2 protein-coding genes and 1 pseudogene are annotated in these 18,948 nt (G+C 75.4%); all 3 read right to left on the reverse strand.

The window, feature by feature from the left end:
- Positions 1–38: 38 nt before the first annotated feature.
- On the reverse strand, positions 39–4,919 hold the full coding sequence (locus ACWCXC_RS01970; protein ID WP_450886001.1) for a type I polyketide synthase: 4,881 nt from the start codon (positions 4,917–4,919) through the stop codon (positions 39–41).
- A 32-nt stretch (positions 4,920–4,951) separates the two neighbouring features.
- Positions 4,952–8,245, reverse strand: a pseudogene (locus ACWCXC_RS01975) (type I polyketide synthase); the annotation flags it as partial.
- 300 nt (positions 8,246–8,545) lie between these two features.
- Positions 8,546–18,931: an SDR family NAD(P)-dependent oxidoreductase gene (locus ACWCXC_RS01980; protein ID WP_450886003.1), complete on the reverse strand. Its 10,386-nt coding sequence runs from the start codon at positions 18,929–18,931 to the stop codon at positions 8,546–8,548.
- Positions 18,932–18,948 lie beyond the last annotated feature (17 nt).

An 18,948-nucleotide genomic window follows, 5' to 3' on the forward strand; every position in this document is an offset into this window, starting at 1 on the left:
TCGGGGTGCGGATGCGGCCGTGCGCGGCCGGTGCCGGGTCAGGTGAGGCCGAGTTCGTTGTCGATGAAGGCGAAGATGTCGTCGGCCGACGCGGATTCGAGCTGGTCCCCGACGTTCGGGCCGGTGTCGCCGGAGCGGGCGTCGAGCGTGCCGGTCAGCGTGGCCAGGAGGGCCTGGAGCCGGGCCGTGATCCTGGTCGCCTCGATGTCCTCGGCGGCGAGCCCCGACGCCGCCTCCTCCAGGCGGTCGAGCTGGGCCAGCACCGGGAACTCGCCGCCCCCCTCGCCCTCGCACAGCTCGGACCAGAGGTGGGCGGCGAGCGCCCCGGGGCTGGGGTGGTCGTAGACCATGCTGGTGGGCAGCGGGCGGCCGGTCGCCGCGACGAGCTTGGTCCGCAGGTCGACGGCGGCCACGGAGTCGAAGCCGAGGTCGGTGAAGCCCCGTTCGGGCGCGACCTCGGACGGGTCCTCGTAGCCGAGCAGGGCCGCCACATGGGTGCGGACCAGGTCGAGCAGGACGGCCCGCTGTTCGGTGGGGGACTGCGCGGCCAGCCGGTCCGCGAGGGCCGTGTCGCCCCCGGTGGACTCCGGGGTGCCGTCGGCGCCGAGCGCGGCCCGCACCTCCGGCAGGGCGTCCAGGAGCGGGCGCGGCCGGGCCAGGACGTAGGTGGGGGCGAACCGCTCCCAGTCGAAGTCGGCGACGACCGCGTGCGACCCGCCCCCGGCGAGGACGCGGCGCAGCGCGGCGACGGCGAGGGCGGGGTCCATCGCGGGGGCGCCCATCCGGCGCATGACGGCGGCGAGTTCGGCGTCCACCATGCCGCCGTCCCAGGAGCCCCAGGCCACGGAGGTCGCGGCGAGGCCCCGGGCGCGCCTGCTGTGGGCGAGGCCGTCGAGATGGGCGTTGGCGCTGCCGTACGCGGCCTGCCCGGCGCTGCCCCAGACGGCGGCGCCGGACGAGAACAGGACGAACGCGTCGAGCGGGGTGTCCCCGAGGAGGGCGTCGAGGTGGCGGGCGCCGAGCACCTTGGCCCCGGCGACCTCCGCCAGTTCGTCGGCGGTCAGTTCGGTGAGCGGGGCGATGCGCTGCGGGAGCCCGGCCGCGTGGAAGACGGCGGTGAGCCCGGTCAGCCCGTCGAGCAGCGTGCGGACGGCGTCCCGGTCCGCCATGTCGCAGGCGGCGACGGAGACCCGGGCCCCGCTCGCTTCCAGCTCCTCCACGAGACCCGCGACGCCCGGCGCGTCGGCGCCCCGGCGGCCGGCCAGGACGATGTGCTCGGCCCCGTCGGCGGCGAGCATCCGCGCCACGTGCGCGCCGATCCCGCCGGTTCCGCCGGTCACCAGGACGGTGCCCCGGGCCCGCCAGGGGCCGGCCGGGTCCGGCTGGGCCGGGCGGACCAGCCGGCGGGCGAAGACCCCTTCGGTCCGGACCGCGATCTGGTCCTCTCCGGTGGCCCCGGCGAGGCTGTCGCAGAGCCGGAGCAGGGCCGCCGGGCCGGGGACCGCGTCCCCGGCCGGGAGGTCGGCGAGGCCGCCCCAGGTGTCCGGGGCCTCCAGGGCGAGGGCCGCGCCGAGTCCCCAGACGGCGGACTGCGCGGGCCGCACCGGGCGGGCCGCCGCGTCCGCGTCGTCGGTGGCGACGGCACCCCGCGTCAGGCACCACACGGGCGCCGCCCACGCCCGTGCGGCGGTCTGCCGCAGCAGTTCGGCGGTGTCCGCGAGCCCCTGGGAGAGGGCGGGGCGGGCGGGGTCGTCGGTGTCGTCGAGGGCGAGCAGGCTGAGGATCCCGGACGGGTCGGCCGCCGCGTCGGGCAGCACGCCGCCCGCGACCGGGACGGCGGTGGCGCCCCGGGCGGTCAGGGCCTCCGCGAGGGCGTTGGCGAGGGGGCGTTCGCCCTCGGGGTGGACGATCAGCCACTCCCCGGTGAGCGGGGCGGCCGGGACGGGTTCGGTGACCGGTGTCCAGGAGACCCGGTAGCGCAGCGCGTCCACGGCGGCGGCCTCGCGCCGGCCGGCGCGCCAGGTGGTGAGGGCGGGCAGGACGGGGGCGAGGTCGGCCGGGTCGATGCCGAGCCGTTCGGCGAGGCCGGTCGCGTCCTCGCGCTCCACGGCCTCCCAGAAGCGGGCCTCGCCCGGATCGGCCGCCGTGTCCGCCGCCGGGGTGCCGGCCGCCGGCGGGGCGGCCCAGTAGGTGCGGTGCTGGAAGGCGTACGTCGGCAGGTCCACCCGCTGGGGGCGGTGGCCGTTCGCCGTGAAGCAGGCGGTCCAGTCGACGGGGACGCCACGGGTGTGGGCGAGCGCGACGGCCTCGGTCAGGACCCGGGCCTCGTCGCGGCCCCGGCGCAGCGCGGCCGTGAACACCGGGGGCTCGGCGCCCTCCACCTCTTCGTCCGTCCCGGCCAGGCAGTCCGGGCCGAGGGGGGTCAGCGCGGCGTCCGGGCCCAGCTCCAGGAAGGTGTGGACGCCCTTGGCCGCGAGCGTGCGGACCGCGTCGGCGAAGCGGACGCTCGCCCGCACGTGGCGGACCCAGTAGTCGGCGCAGCCGAGTTCGTCGTCCCCGGCCAGTTCACCGGTGACGGTGGAGACGACCGGGATGCGGGCGGTGCCGTAGGCGACGGACTCGGCCTCGGCGCGGAACGCGTCGAGCATCGGTTCCATCAGCGGCGAGTGGAAGGCGTGCGACACGGCGAGCCGCTTGGTGCGGCGGCCCAGGGCGGTGAAGTGCGCGGCGACGGCCAGCGCGTCGCTCTCCTCGCCGGACACGATGACCGCGCGCGGCCCGTTGAGCGCGGCGATCCCGGTGTCCTGGGTGAGCAGCGGCACCACCTCGTCCTCGGACGCCTCGACGGCGATCATCGCGCCGCCCGCCGGAAGGGCCCGCATCAGCCGGCCGCGCGCCGCGACCAGCCGGGCCGCGTCCGCCAGCGTGAGCACCCCGGCGACGTGGGCGACGGCGAACTCCCCGACCGAGTGCCCGGCCAGGAAGTCCGGGCGCACCCCCCAGGACTCCACGAGCCGGTACAGCGCCACCTCGCAGGCGAACAGCGCGGGCTGCGCCAGCGCCGTACCGTCGAGCGCCTCCCGGTCCTCGCCCCACATCGCCGCGCGCAGCGGGGTGTCCAGGTGCGCGTCCAGCGCCTCGACCGCCTCGTCGAAGGCGCGCGCGAACACCGGGTAGGCGGCGTGCAGTTCGCGGCCCATGCCCAGCCGCTGCGCGCCCTGCCCGGTGAACAGGACCGCGCTCAGGGCATCGGGCCGGGCGTCCCCGACGACCGCTCCCGCGGCCTCGGCGGAGCCGTCCGCGAGGGCCCGGAGCCGCCGGACCAGCTCACCGGTCCCGGCCCCGGTGTCCGCGACGAGCACGGCCCGGTGCTCCAGGGCGGCGCGGGTGGTGGCCAGCGACCAGGCGGTGTCGGTGACCGTGCGGTCCGGGTGGGCCTCCAGGTGGTCCGCGAGCCGGGTGGCCTGCGCGGCCAGCGCCTCGGGGCGGCGCGCGGAGAGCGGGACGGGCACGAACCGGGGGGCCTCGGCGGCGTCCCCGTCCGGCTCCGGGGCCCCGTCCTGGGCGGCCGGGGCCTCTTCCACGATCACGTGCACGTTGGTGCCGCTCAGCCCGAACGACGACACCCCGGCGCGCTTGGCGCGGCCGAGGTCCGGCCAGGCGACGGGCTCGGTGAGGAGCCGTACGCCGCCGGCGCTCCAGTCCACGTGGTGGCTGGGCTCGTCCACGTGCAGGGTGCGCGGCAGCACCCCGGCCTTCATGGCCTGCACCATCTTGATGACCCCGCCGACCCCGGCGGCGGCCTGGGCGTGGCCGATGTTCGACTTGAACGACCCGAGCCACAGCGGCTGTCCGGGCGCGCGGCCCTGGCCGTAGGCGGCGATGAGGGCCTGTGCCTCGATGGGGTCGCCGAGGACGGTGCCGGTGCCGTGCGCCTCGACGGCGTCCACGTCGGCGGGGGCGAGCCCGCCGGAGGCCAGGGCCTGCTGGATGACCCGCTGCTGGGAGGGGCCGTTGGGGGCGGTGAGTCCGTTGGACGCACCGTCGGAGTTCATGGCGGAGCCGCGGATGACGGCGAGGACGGGGTGGCCATTGCGGCGGGCGTCGGACAGCCGCTCCAGGAGGAGCATGCCCGCGCCCTCGGACCAGGTCGTGCCGTCGGCGGCGTCCGCGAAGGACTTGCACCGGCCGTCGGGGGCGAGGCCCCGGTCCTGGCTGAAGCCCACGAAGGAGTCCGGGCTCGCCATCACGGTGACCCCGCCCGCGAGCGCGAGCGCGCACTCACCGCCGCGCACGGACTGGACGGCGAGGTGGAGGGCGACGAGCGAGGACGAGCAGGCGGTGTCGACGGTGACGGCCGGACCCTCCAGGCCCAGGGTGTACGCCACCCGTCCGGACGCGACGCTGGCCAGGCCGCCGGTGCCGCCGCCGCCCGGGTAGTCGTGGTAGACGACCCCGGCGAACACCCCGGTCCTGCTGCCCTTCAGCGAGGTCGGATCGATCCCGGCCCGCTCGACGACCTCCCAGGACACCTCCAGGAGCAGCCGCTGCTGCGGGTCGGTGTCCCGGGCCTCGCGCGGGCTGATCCGGAAGAAGTCCGCGTCGAACTCCCCCGCGTCGTGCAGGAATCCGCCCTCTCGGCAGTACGTCCTGCCGGGCGTGGACGGCTCGGGGTCGTACAGCGCGTCCATGTCCCAGCCCCGGCCGTCCGGGAAGAGCGAGACGGCGTCCCGGCCGGCGTCCACCAGCTGCCACAGCTCCTCGGGCGAGGTGATGCCGCCGGGGAACCGGCAGCCCATCGCCACGATCGCGACCGGCTCACTGCTCCGCGCCTCGGCCTCCGACAACTGGCGTCGCGTGCGCTGGAGTTCGGCGGTGGCGCGCTTCAGATAGTCCCGGAGCTTGTCGTCGTTGCTCATCGAACCTCAACCAATCTGCAGCTGATCGCTGGCTAGGAGATGCCGAATTCGCTGTCGAGCACGTCGAACAGCTCCTCGTCGGTGACCGTGTCGAAGTCGGGCCCGTCCCCGGCCGGGACCGGGTCGCCCTGGGCGTCGCGCCAGCGCCGCACGATGCCCTCCAGCCGGGCGGTGATCGCGTCCGCGCGGGCGCTGACCGCCTCGGCGTCCCCGCCGGCGGCCGGGAAGCCGCCGAGCACGTCCTCGATCCGGTCCAGTTCGGCCAGCAGCTCGGCTGCCCGGTCGCCCCCTCCGGTCTCGGACTCCAGCCGCTCCGCGAGGAACGCGGCGACGGCGCGCGGGGTGGGGTAGTCGAAGATCAGCGTGGCGGGCAGGGCGCAGCCGGCGGCCGCGGTGAGCCGCTTGCGCAGCTCCACGGCGGCCAGCGAGTCGAAGCCCATGTCCCGGAAGGCGAGGTCGGTCTCCACGACCGCGACGGAGTCATGGCCGAGGACGGCCGCCACATGCGTCCGCACCAGCCCCAGCAGCACCCGTCCCCGCTCGGCCGCCCCGGCCCCGTCGAGCCGTGCCCGCAGCCCGGCGGCGGCCCGCTCCGACTCCTCGGCGGTCGGCTCGTCGTGGACGGTGACGGGGGCGGCGGCCCCACTGGCTGCGCCGCCCTCCACCCAGAAGCGGCTGCGCCGGAAGGCGTACGTGGGCAGCTCGACCGTGTGCGCGCCCGAACCGGCGAAGTACGCAGCCCAGTCCACCCGCACCCCGTGCACATACAGCTGTCCTACACCTCCGACCAGGGACTCCACCTCGTTCCGGTTCCGGCGTTGCAGGGGGACGAGGACGGCGTCCTCGTCGGTGACGGCGCCGGCGGCGAGCGCGGCGAGGACGGCGTCGGGCCCGATCTCCACGAAGGTGCGGGCGCCCAGCTCCTCGGCGGCCCGTACGGCGTCAGCGAAGCGCACGGCCTGGCGGACCTGGCCGACCCAGTACTCCGGCGACCGCCAGTCCTGAGTCGGCGCACCCGTCACGGTCGAGACCGCCGGGATGCGCGGTTCGGCGTACGTCAGCGAGGCGGCCACCTCCCGGAACGCGTCCAGCATCGGGTCCATCAGGGAGGAGTGGAAGGCGTGCGAGACGGACAGACGGCTCGTCTTACGGCCCAGCGCGGCGAAGTGCTCGCCCACGGCCAGGGCCTCCGTCTCCCCGCCGGAGACGACGACGGACTCGGGTCCGTTGACGGCGGCGACCGAGACACCGCCGGTGAGCAGCGGCAGGACTTCCTCCTCGCCCGCCTGGACGGCGACCATCGCCCCGCCGGCGGGCAGGGCCTGCATCAGCCGCCCCCGGGCCACGACGAGCCGGGCCGCGTCGCCCAGGGACAGCACCCCGGACACATGCGCGGCGGCCAGCTCACCGATCGAGTGACCGACGACCACGTCCGGGACGATCCCCCACGACTCCACCAGCCGGAACAACGCGACCTCGAAGGCGAACAACGCGGGCTGCGCGAGCGCGGTCGCGTTCAGCGCCTCCGCGTCCTCACCCCACACCACATCCGCGAGCGACGCCCCGAGATGGGCATCGACCTCAACGCAGACCGCGTCCCACGCCTCCGCGAACACCGGGAAGGAGTCGTACAGTTCACGGCCCATGCCGAGCCGCTGCGCGCCCTGCCCGGTGAACAGGAAGGCGGCCTTGCCGACGCGGCCGGTGCGGCCGGTGACGACCGCGGGATGGTCCTCGCCGGCCGCGAGCGCGGCGAGCGCGTCCCCATGGTGGCCGAGGACGACGGCGCGGTGGGTGAAGGCGGTCCGGGTGGTGGCCAGGGAGAGCCCGATGTCCGCCGCATCGGCACCGGGCTCCCCCATGACCTGTTCCCGCAGGCGGGCGGCCTGGGCACTGAGGGAATGCCCCGACTTCGCCGACACAACCCAAGGAACCACGGGGAGCGCGGCCCGCACGGCCGTCTCCCCCGTCCTTTCCGGCGCCTCCTCGACGATCACATGGGCGTTCGTCCCGCTGATCCCGAAGGAGGACACCCCGGCCCTCCGCACGGCGCCGCCCGGCACCCAGGGGCGGGACTCCGCCAGCAGCTCCACCGCGCCGTCCGCCCAGTCGACCTGGTCCGACGGCCGGTCCGCGTACAGCGACTTCGGCAGGGTGCCGTGGCGCATCGCCATGACCATCTTGATGACCCCGGCGACACCGGCCGCGGCCTGGCTGTGGCCCATGTTCGACTTGATGGAGCCCAGCCACAGGGGCCGGTCCTCGGGCCGCTGCCGGCCGTAGGTCTCCAGGAGGGCCTGCGCCTCGATCGGGTCGCCGAGGGTCGTGCCGGTGCCGTGCGCCTCGACCGCGTCCACTTCGGCCGCCGTGAGCCCCGCGTCCTCCAGGGCGCGGCGGATGACGCGCTGCTGAGCGGGGCCGTTGGGGGCGGTGAGGCCGTTGGAGGCACCGTCCTGGTTGAGGGCGGAACCGCGGATCACGGCGAGGACCGGGTGGCCGTTGCGGCGGGCGTCGGAGAGCCGCTCCAGGAGCAGCACCCCCGCCCCCTCCGAGCAGGCGACGCCGTCGGCGGCGGCGGAGAAGGACTTGGAGCGCCCGTCGGGGGCCAGACCCTGCTGGGTGCTGAAGTACACGAACATGTCGGGGGTCGACATGACGGTCACCCCGCCCGCCAGGGCCAGCGAGCATTCCCCGTCGCGCAGTGCCCGCACCGCCAGGTGCAGGGAGACCAGGGAGGACGAGCACGCGGTGTCGACGCTGACCGCGGGCCCCTCCAGGCCCAGGGTGTACGCGACGCGGCCGGAGACCACACTGCCGGCGGTGGTGCTGCCGGGCTCCGCGCCGAGCGCGTAGTCGTGGTACATCACCCCGGCGAAGACCCCGGTGTCGGTGCCCTTGAGCGTGGTCGGGTCGATTCCGGCGCGCTCGATCGCCTCCCAGGACACTTCGAGGAGGAGTCGCTGCTGCGGGTCGGTGACCAGGGCCTCGTTGGGGCTGATCCCGAAGAAGACCGGGTCGAAGTCGGGGGCGTCGTAGAGGAATCCGCCCTCGCGGGCGTAGGTGCGTCCGGGGGTGCCGGGCTCGGGGTCGTACACCTCGGGGTCCCAGCCCCGGTCCTCCGGGAACGCTCCGATGGCGTCGGTGCCGTCCGCGACGAGCCGCCACAGTTCCTCGGGGGTGGTGACCCCGCCGGGGTAGCGGCAGCCCATGCCGACCACGACGACCGGGTCCCCGTGGTGGGCGGTGCGGCCGGACGGGCCGGCCGCCGCCAGGCGGCGCTCGGCGTCCGCCAGTTGGCGGCGCACCTCCCGCAGGTCGGTCGTGGCCCGCTTCAGGTAATCGAGAAGTCGCTCCTCGTTGCTCACCGAGACCTACTCCCTCTGGTCGACGATCCGTGGCGACTCACTCACGCGGCGTCCAACGCTGATCGGATGTGAACGCTACTGAGCGCTCCGAGGGGCGGCCTACCCTTAGCCCACCCCTGCCGCGGACCCCGGTCCGGCAGGGGAAAACAGGGGAAAACGGTGGCCGGAACGGGCTCCCGAACACGCGGAGGGCCGGGGTGCGCGGCGGCTGTGGTCCAGCTGCCGCGCACCCCGGCCCGGGGCCGTGGGTACGGGGGCCTGTCAGGGGGTCGCGGAGGTGCCGAGCTCGTTGTCGAGGATGTCGAACAGCTCGTCCGCGGTGACCTCTCCGAGGTCCCGGCCGGGCTCCGGGATCTCCGGTCCGGCATACCCCTCTTCCGCGCCGAAGAGCGGTGCGTCGAGCCGGCCGGCCAGCTCCCGGAGGCGCTGGACGAACCGGGCACGTCCGGGCCCCGGCGCCGGGGCGTCGGTCGTCAGCAGGGCCTCCAGCCTTTCGAGGTCCGCCTCCGCCCGGGACACGGTCACGGCGGGTGCCAGCCGCGCCGCGAGATACGCGGCGACCTCCGCCGCGCTCGGGTAGTCGAAGATCAGCGTGGCCGGGAGCCGCACCCCGCTGACCGCCGTGAGCCGGTTGCGCAGCTCCACCGAGCCGAGCGAGTCGAAGCCCAGCTCGCCGAAGGCCCGGTCCGGTTCGATCGCCTCGCCGGAGGCGTGGCCGAGGACGGCCGCCGCCTGGTTCCGTACGGCCTCCAGGACGAGCGCGGTCCGCTCCTCCTCGTCGCACCCGGCGATCCGGGCGGCCAGCCAGGCGCCCTTCGCCCCGCCCCCCGTACCGCGCTTGCGGGCGGGCGGGGCGAAGGCCCGCAGCAGCGCGGGGATTTCGTCGGTCCGGGAGCGCAGCGCGTGCGCGTCCACGCGCAGCGGCACGGTGGCCGCCGGGCCGGAGGAGAGCGCCGCGTCGAACAGCGCCAGCCCCTCCGCCTCGGAGAGCGCGGGCAGCCCGGACCTGCGCATCCGGTCCAGATCGGCCTCGCCCAGGTCGGCGGCCATCCCGGTGTCGACGCCCCACAGCCCGAAGGCCATCGCGGAGGCCGGAAGCCCTTCGGCCCGGCGGTGGGCCGCGAGGGCGTCGAGGAAGACGTTGGCGGCGGCGTAGTTGCCCTGCCCGGCGGCCAGGACGAGCCCGCCCGCCGAGGAGAACATCACGAACGCCGACAGGTCCAACTCCCGCGTCAGCTCGTGCAGATACCAGGCCGCGTCCGCCTTCGGCCGCAGGACGGCGTCGACGCGCTCGGGCGTCAGCGCTCCGACGACCCCGTTGTCCGCGACCCCGGCGACATGCACGACACCGGTCAGCGGATGCTCCGGACCGACCCCGCCGACCACGGCGGCCAGGGCTTCCCGGTCACCGACATCGCAAGCGGCCACCTCGACGGCCGCACCGAGCCCGGTCAGCTCCGCGACCAGCTCGCCCACCCCGGGGGCGGAAGCGCCCCGGCGCCCGACGAGCAGCAGGTGCCGCACCCCGCGCTCGGCGACGAGGTGCCGGGCGACCCGGGCACCGAGCCCGCCCGTCCCGCCGGTGATCAGTACGGTTCCGTCGGCGTCCCACACCGGTTCGGCCGCCGCCTCCGGGGCCGCCACCGGAACCAGCCGGGGGACGCGCACCTCCCCGTCCCGGACCCGCACCTCCGGCTCGCCCAGCGCGGCCAGACGCTCCCAGGGCACCGAACCGTCCGAATCGATCAGGACGAACCTGCCCGGGTTCTCGGCCTGCGCGGCACGCACCAGCCCCCACACCGGGGCGTGGCGCACGTCCACCGGCTCCCCGTCCGCCACGGCGACGGCATCGCGGGTGACGACGGCCAGGACCGCGCCCTCGGGACGCTCCTCGGCAAGCCACTCCCGCACGGCGGCCAGGGCGTCCCCGACCGTGCCGCGCACCGCGCCCGGCACCTCCTGGTCCGGGTCCCGGGCCTCGCTGACGAACACGGCGGACTCCGCGGCGCACTCGGACGCCTCACCCGCCGCGACGGGCTGCCACTCCACCCGGAACAGCGCGTCCGACGCGGACGGCTCGTCCCACACGGGCCGCGAGAGCAGCGACTCGACCGACAGGACCGAGCGGCCGTGCTCGTCGGCCACGGTCAGCGCGAGGCCGTCCTGCTGAGCGACGGGCGTGATCCGCACCCGGAGCGAGGACGCGCCGGAGGAGTGCGCGGCGACACCGTTCCACGCGAAGGGGAGCAGCGTCTGCCCGCCGTCCTCGCGGTCCGGAATCGCGAGCAGGCCGACGTGCATGGCCGCGTCCAGCAGCGCCGGGTGCAGCACGAAACGGGCCGCGTCCGCGTGCGCCGACTCCGGAAGCCGGACCTCCGCGTACAGCTCCTCGCCGCGCCGCCAGGCCGCCGTCAGCCCCTGGAACACCGGCCCGTAGTGATAGCCGGCGGCGGCCAGGCCCTCGTAGGCCCCGTCGACCGCAAGCTCCTCGGCCCCGGCCGGCGGCCACTCCATGAGCGCGTCGGCCGGTCCGGCGTCCGCCCCGGGCGCCAGCACACCGTCCGCGTGGCGGGTCCACGGCAGGCCCGGGTGGTCATCGGCGCGCGAGTGGACGGAGACGGTACGCCGCCCGGTCTCGTCCGCCTCCCCCACGGCGACCTGGACCGCGATGCCGCCGAGCGGCTGGAGGACGAGCGGCGCCTGAAGGGTCAGTTCCTCCAGCAGCCCGCAGCCGAGCAGTTCGCCCGCGCGGAGGGCCAGTTCGACGAAACCGGTGCCCGGGAGCAGCACACTGCCGAGCACGGTGTGATCCACGATCCAGCCGTGCGTCCCGGCGGACACCCGCCCGGTCAGCACGGCCCCGCCCTCGTCGGGCAGCACGACCGCCGCCCGCAGCACCGGGTGGTCGAGCGCGACCTGCCCGGACGCGGCGACCCCGCCGCCCTCGGACGCGGGCGCCTCCATCCAGTACCGGGACCGCTGGAACGGATAGGTCGGCAGATCGACCCGCCGCGCCCCCGCACGGGCGTAGAACGCCTCCCAGTCCATCCGGCCCCCGCACACGAACACCCGCCCCACGCCCCCGACCAGCGACGACGCCTCGGGACGGCTCCTGCGGAGCAGCGGCACGAAGACACTGCCCTCGTCCTCGGCCGAGCCCGCTCCGAGCGCGGTGAGGACGGCGTCCGGCCCGATCTCGATGAACGTGCGGGCCCCGAAGGATTCGGCAGCACATACGGCGTCGGCGAACCGGACGGCCTGACGGACCTGATCGACCCAGTACTCCGGGGACTGCCAGTCCGAGGTCAGCTCACCCGTCACGGTCGAGACCGCCGGAATACGCGGCTCGGCGTACGTCAGAGACGCGGCCACCGCGCGGAACTCGTCCAGCATCGGATCCATCAGCGAGGAGTGGAACGCGTGCGAGACGGAGAGGCGGTTGGTCTTGCGTCCGGCGGCGGCGAAGTGCTCGCCCAGAGCCAGGGCTTCCCCTTCCTCACCCGACACGACCACGGACTGCGGTCCGTTGACGGCCGCGATCGAGACACCCTCGGTGAGAACGGGCAGGACTTCTTCTTCGGTCGCCTGGACGGCGACCATCGCGCCCCCGGCGGGCAGCGCTTGCATCAACCGGCCCCGGGCCACCACCAACCGCGCCGCATCGGCCAGGGAAAACACCCCCGACACATGCGCGGCGGCCACCTCACCGATCGAATGACCCACCACGACATCCGGCGTCACACCCCACGACTCCACCAGCCGGTACAACGCGACCTCGAAGGCGAACAACGCGGGCTGGGTGATCCCGGTCGCGTTCAGCGCGTCCGCGTCGTCCCCCCACACCACATCCGCGAGCGACGCCCCGAGATGCGCATCGATCTCCGCACACACGGCGTCCCAGGCTGTCGCGAACACCGGGAAGGCAGCGTGCAGTTCACGACCCATGCCCAGCCGCTGCGCGCCCTGCCCCGTGAACAGGAACGCCGTCCTGCCCTTGGTCACGGCACCGCGCAGCAGTTCCGGGTGGTCCGCTCCGGTGGCCAGGGCGGTCAGCGCCTCGGCCGGGTCTGCGAGGACGACGGCCCGGTGCTCGAAGAGGGAGCGGGTCGTGGCGAGGGAGTGGCCGACATCGGCGGGGTGGTGGCCGTCGGAGAGGGAGAGGAGCCGACGAGCCTGCTCGGCCAGCGCGTCGGGGCTCTTCGCGGCCAGCACCCAGGGGGTGACGGGGAGGTCGTCGGCGCGCTCCGGCGTACTGACCGACGTGGGCGGGGCCTCCTCCACGATCACATGGGCGTTCGTGCCGCTCAGACCGAAGGAGGAGATGCCGGCCCGGCGCGGATGCCCGGACTGCTGCCACTGCCGGGCCTCGGTGAGCAGATGCACGTCCCCGGCCGACCAGTCGATCTGGTCGGAGCGCTCCTCGGCGTGCAGGGTCGGGGGCAGAACGCCGTGGCGCATCGCCATGACCATCTTGATGATGCCCGCGACACCCGCCGCCGCCTGCGTGTGGCCCATGTTGGACTTGATGGAACCCAGCCACAGCGGCCGGTCCGCCTCCCGCCCCTGGCCGTACGTGGCGAGCAGCGCCTGCGCCTCGATCGGGTCACCGAGCCGCGTGCCCGTGCCGTGGGCCTCCACGGCGTCGACCTCGGCGGCCGACAGGCCCGCGTCGGCCAGGGCCTGGCGGATGACGCGCTGCTGGGACGGGCCGTTGGGGGCGGTCAGCCCGTTGCTGGCGCCGTCCTGGTTGAGGGCGGAGCCCTTGACCACGGCCAGCACCGGGTGGCCGTTGCGGCGGGCGTCGGACAGCCGCTCCAGCAGGAGGACGCCCGCGCCCTCGCCCCAGCCCGTGCCGTCCGCCCCGGCACCGAAGGACTTGCACCGGCCGTCGGGCGACAGGCCGCGCTGCTCGCTGAAGTAGACGAGCATGTCGGGCGTCGCCATGACCGTGACACCGGCCGCGAGGGCCAGGGAGCATTCGCCGGAGCGCAGGGCCTGGGCGGCCGAGTGCAGGGCGACGAGCGAGGACGAGCAGGCCGTGTCGACGGTGACGGCCGGGCCTTCGAGGCCGAGCGTGTACGCGACGCGGCCGGAGACGAGACTGCCCGCCGTTCCGCCCGCGTAGTCGTGGTACATCACCCCGGCGTAAACCCCGGTCCGGCTGCCCTTCAGCGTCAGCGGATCGACCCCGGCCCGTTCGATCGCCTCCCAGGAGACTTCGAGGAGCAGCCGCTGCTGCGGGTCCATCGTCAGGGCCTCGCGCGGGCTGATCCCGAAGAACGCCGGGTCGAACTCCGCCGCGTCGTACAGGAATCCGCCGTCCCGGGCGTACGACTTCCCCGGCGTTCCCGGCTCGGGGTCGTACACATCCGGGTCCCACCCCCGGTCGTCCGGAAGCGGGGCGATGGCGTCCACACCGTCCGCGACGAGCGTCCACAGCTCTTCGGGCGTGGTCACCCCGCCCGGGTAGCGGCAGGCCATGCCCACGATCACGACCGGGTCGTCGTCGGCCCGGACTGCGGCGGCGGGCCGGTCCCGGTCGGTGTCCGGGGCCCCGTCGAGCAGGGTCAGGACGAACGCGGCGACGGCCTCGGCCGTCGGGTGGTCGAAGATCAGCGTGGCCGGGAGCCGCAGCCCGGTCTCGGCGTCGAGCCGGTTGCGGAGTTCGACGGCGGTCAGCGAGTCGAAGCCCAGCTCGTCGAAGGCGCGGCCCGGTTCGATCGCGTCACCGGAGGCGTGGCCGAGGACGGCGGCGATCTTCGTCCGGACCAGCTCCAGGACGGCCGCCGCCCGGTCGGGGCCGGTCAGACCCGCGAGGCGGGTGCGCAGCACCGGGGAGCCGCCGCGCGCGGTCCGGCGGCCGGGGCCGCGCACGAGACCGCGCAGCAGGGCCGGGACCTCGTCGGCGTGGGCGCGGAGCACCCCGAGGTCGAGGCGGACGGGCACCGAGGCGGCCACGTCCGCGCGCAGCGCCGCGTCGAAGAGGGCGAGCCCCCGGTCGGCGGTGATCGCGGGGGTTCCGGCCTCGCGCATGCGGTCCAGCTCGGAGGCGCCGAGCCGCGTGCCCATGCCTCCCGGGGTGTCCCAGAGCCCGAAGGCGAGGGACGAGGCGGTGAGGCCGGCGGAGCGGCGGTGGGCGGCGAGGCCGTCCAGGAAGGCGTTCGCGGCGGCGTAGTTGGCCTGGCCGGTGGAGCCGAGGGTGCCCGCGACGGAGGAGAACAGGACGAACGCGGTGAGGTCCAGCTCCCGGCTCAGTTCGTGCAGATGCCAGGCGGCGTCCGCCTTCGGGGCGAGGACGCCGTGGAGGCGTGCCGGGGTGAGCGAGGTGATCACGGCGTCGTCGAGGACACCGGCCACGTGGACGATCCCGCGCAGCGGGTGGGCCGGGTCCACTCCGGCGAGCAGCGCGGCCACGGCGTCGCGGTCGGCGACATCGCAGGCGGCGAAGGTGACCCGGGCCCCCGACTCGACCAGTTCCGCGCCGAGTTCGGTGGCCCCGGGGGCCTCCGCGCCGCGCCGGCCGGCGAGCAGCAGATGCCGTACGCCGTGCTCGGTGACCAGGTGGCGGGCGACGAGCGCGCCGAGCCCTCCGGTGCCGCCGGTGATGAGGACGGTCCCGTCGGCGTCCCAGACCGGATCGGGTCCGGCGGGCACGGTGGTCCGGGCCAGCCGGGGGGTCAGCAGCCGCCCGTCGCGCACGGCCGCCTCCGGTTCGCCGGCGGGAGCGACGGCCCCCGGAGCATCCGTGTCGAGCAGGGCGAACCGGCCCGGGTTCTCCGCCTGCGCGGCCCGCACCAGCCCCCACACCGGGGCCTGCCGTACGTCAACGGGGTCGCCGTCCGCCACGGCCACCGCGCCGCGCGTGACGACGAGGAGGGTGGCGGCGGCGAAGCGCCGGTCGCCCAGCCACCGCTGGACCACGTCCAGGACGTGCGCGGCGACCGCGTGGGCGGCGCCCGTCACGTCCTGCGGCGACGCGTCCGCGACGGCGGCGCAGTCGAGCAGGACGGTCCCGGTCACCGGGCCGCCCCCGACGGGCAGTTCCTCCCACCGGATGACCTCGCCCGGAGCGGACGGCGGGACGGGACCGGCCGCCTGCCACACGACCCGGTACAGCGGGTCGGCGGCGGCCCCGCCCCCGGCGGGTGCCGCGTCCATCGCCCGGCCGACGACCCCGCCGACCGACGCGACCGGCGCACCGGAGGCGTCCGCGATGTCCAGGGCCAGGCTCTCCGGGGTCGGCCGGGTGATCCGGACCCTGGCCGCGCCCGTACCGTCCGCGAACAGCCGCACGTCCTTCCAGACGAACGGCAGCACCGTGCCCCCGCCGTCCCCGCCCCCGGCACCGTCCACCAGCGCGGCGTGCATCGCCGCGTCCAGCAGGGCCGGGTGCAGCCCGTACTCCTCGGCACCGACGTCCTCCCCGAGGACCACATCGGCGTAGAGCGCCCCGTCGTGCCGCCAGGCGGCCGTCAGGCCCTGGAACGCGGGTCCGTAGGCCAGACCCTGATCGCGCAGCGTCTCGTAGGCCCCGTCCAGCGCGAGCGGTTCGGCCCCCGCAGGCGGCCAGACCGCCAGGTCGAAGCCGGGTTCCTCCGCGTCCTCGGCCAGGACGCCTTCGGCGTGCAGCACCCAGTCGGCATCCGGCAGGCTCTCGTCCCGCGCGTACACCCCGACCGACCGCCGGGCCGTCTCGTCGGCCGCGCCCACGACGACCTGCACGGCGGCGGCCCCGGCGGCGGGGAGCACGAGGGGCGCGTGCAGGGCCAGCTCCTCCAGCGTCCGGCAACCCACGTGGTCGCCCGCGCGCACGGCCAGCTCGACGAAGCCCGCGCCCGGGAAGAGCACGGTGTCCCGCACCACGTGGTCACCGAGCCACGGCCGCGCGGCCACGGCCAGCCGTCCGGTCAGCACCGCGCCACCGGAGTCGGCCAGCGTCACCACGGACCCGAGCAGCGGATGAACGGGCCCCGCGCCCCCGGGCCGCACCGCGTCCAGCCAGAAGCGGCTGCGCTGGAACGGATACGTCGGCAGATCGACCCGCCGCGCCCCCGCCCCGGCCCAGAACGCCTCCCGGCCGACCCGGACCCCGTCCGCGTACAGCCGGCCCACACCCGCGACCAGCGACTCCGCCTCCTCACGGTTCCGGCGCACGAGCGGCACGAAGGCACTGCCCTCGTCCTCTGCGGAGCCGGCTCCGAGCGCGGTGAGGACGGCGTCCGGCCCGATCTCGATGAACGTGCGTGCCCCGAAGGACTCGGCAGCGCGTACGGCGTCGGCGAAGCGCACGGCCTGACGGACCTGGCCGACCCAGTACTCCGGCGACCGCCAGTCCGAGGTCAGCTCACCCGTCACGGTCGAGACCGCCGGGATGCGCGGCTCGGCGTACGTCAGAGACGCGGCCACCGCGCGGAACGCGTCCAGCATCGGCTCCATCAGCGAGGAATGGAACGCGTGCGAAACCGACAGACGGCTCGTCTTACGGCCCAGCGCGGCGACGTGCTCACCCACCGCCAGGGCTTCCGCTTCGATGCCCGACACGACCACGGACTGCGGTCCGTTGACCGCCGCGATGGCAACCCCGTCCGTGAGGACAGGCAGGACTTCCTCCTCGGTCGCCTGGACGGCGACCATCGCCCCGCCGGCGGGCAGGGCCTGCATCAGCCGCCCCCGGGCCACGACCAGACGGGCCGCGTCGCCCAGGGACAGCACCCCGGACACATGCGCGGCGGCCAGCTCACCGATCGAGTGACCGACGACCACGTCCGGGACGATCCCCCACGACTCCACCAGCCGGAACAACGCGACCTCGAAGGCGAACAGCGCGGGCTGGGTGATCCCGGTCGCGTTCAACGCGTCCGCGTCCTCCCCCCACACCACATCGCGCAGCGACGCCCCAAGCCGCGTATCGATCTCCGCACACGCGGAGTCGAAAGCCTCCGCGAACACCGGGAAGGCAGCGTGCAGTTCGCGTCCCATCCCCAGCCGCTGCGCACCCTGCCCCGTGAACAGGAACGCCGACTTCCCGAGGGAGCGCGTGGTGCCCCGGATCAGGCCGGGGTGGTCCTCGCCCGTCGCGAGGGCGGTGAGGGCGGCCGTACGGTCGGGGCCCAGGATCACCGCGCGGTGGGGGAAGGCGGTGCGGGCGGTGGCGAGGGTGTGGGCCACGTCCTCGGGGCGGTGGTCGGCGGCGACGGCCAGCAGGCGTTCGGCCTGGGCGGCGAGCGCGTCGGGGGTCTTGGCGGTGACTGGCCAGGGGGCGGCCGGGAACACGGTGGCGGGGGCCTCCTCGGTCGCCGGGGCCCCGGGGGCCTCCTCGACGATGACGTGGGCGTTCGTCCCGCTCAGCCCGAAGGAGGAGATGCCCGCGCGTCTCGGGCGGCCCGGGGACTTCCAGGGGCGGGACTCGGTGAGGAGTTCCACGCGGCCGGCCGACCAGTCGACCTGGTCCGAAGGGGCGTCCACGTGCAGGGACTTGGGCAGGACGCCGTGGCGCATCGCCATGACCATCTTGATGATGCCCGCGACACCGGCCGCCGCCTGCGTGTGGCCGAAGTTGGACTTCACCGAGCCGAGCCAGAGGGGCCGGTCCTCGGGGCGGCCCCGGCCGTAGGTGGCGAGGAGGGCCTGCGCCTCGATCGGGTCGCCGAGGCGGGTCCCGGTGCCGTGGGCCTCGACGGCGTCGACCTCGGCCGCCGACAGGCCCGCGTCCGCGAGGGCGTGCCGGATGACGCGCTGCTGGGCGGGGCCGTTGGGGACGGTCATGGCGCTGGAGGCACCGTCCTGGTTGACGGCCGAGCCGCTGACCAGGGCCAGGACGGGGTGGCCGTTGCGGCGGGCGTCGGACAGCCGCTCCAGAAGCAGGACGCCCGCGCCCTCGCCCCAGCCCGTGCCGTCCGCCCCGGCCGCGAAGGGCTTGCAGCGGCCGTCGGGGGCGAGGCCCCGCTGTCCGCTGAAGTACACCAGCATGTCCGGCGTCGACATGACGGTCACCCCGCCCGCGAGGGCGAGCGAGCACTCGCCGGAGCGCAGCGCCTGGGCCGCCGTGTGCAGGGCGACCAGGGACGAGGAGCAGGCCGTGTCGATGGTGACCGCCGGGCCCTCCAGGCCCAGGGTGTAGGCGACGCGGCCGGAGACGAAGCTGCCGGCGGCCCCGTCCGCGTAGTCGTGGTACATCACCCCGGCGTAGACCCCGGTCCGGCTGCCCTTGAGGGTCGTCGGGTCGACGCCGGCCCGCTCGATGGCCTCCCAGGACACCTCCAGGAGCAGCCGCTGCTGCGGGTCCATGGCCAGGGCCTCGCGCGGGCTGATCCCGAAGAAGTCCGGGTCGAACTCCGCCGCGTCGTACAGGAACGCCCCGTCCCGGGCGTACGACTTGCCCGGGGCGCCCGGCTCGGGGTCGTACACGTCCGGGTCCCAGCCCCGGTCCGCCGGGAAGCCGGACACCGTGTCGACGCCCCCGGCGACCAGCCGCCACAGGTCCTCCGGTGTGGTGGCGCCGCCGGGATAGCGGCAGGCCATGGCCACGATCGCGATCGGGTCGTCGCGCTCGGAGGTGAGACGGGCGTTCTCCTCGCGCAGCCGCTCGTTGTCCGTGAGCGACTTGCGGAGCGCCGCCACGACCTGTTCCATCGATGTGCTGGTCACGTCATCCTCATCATCCG

This window comes from Streptomyces sp. NPDC001515, from assembly GCF_053597115.1.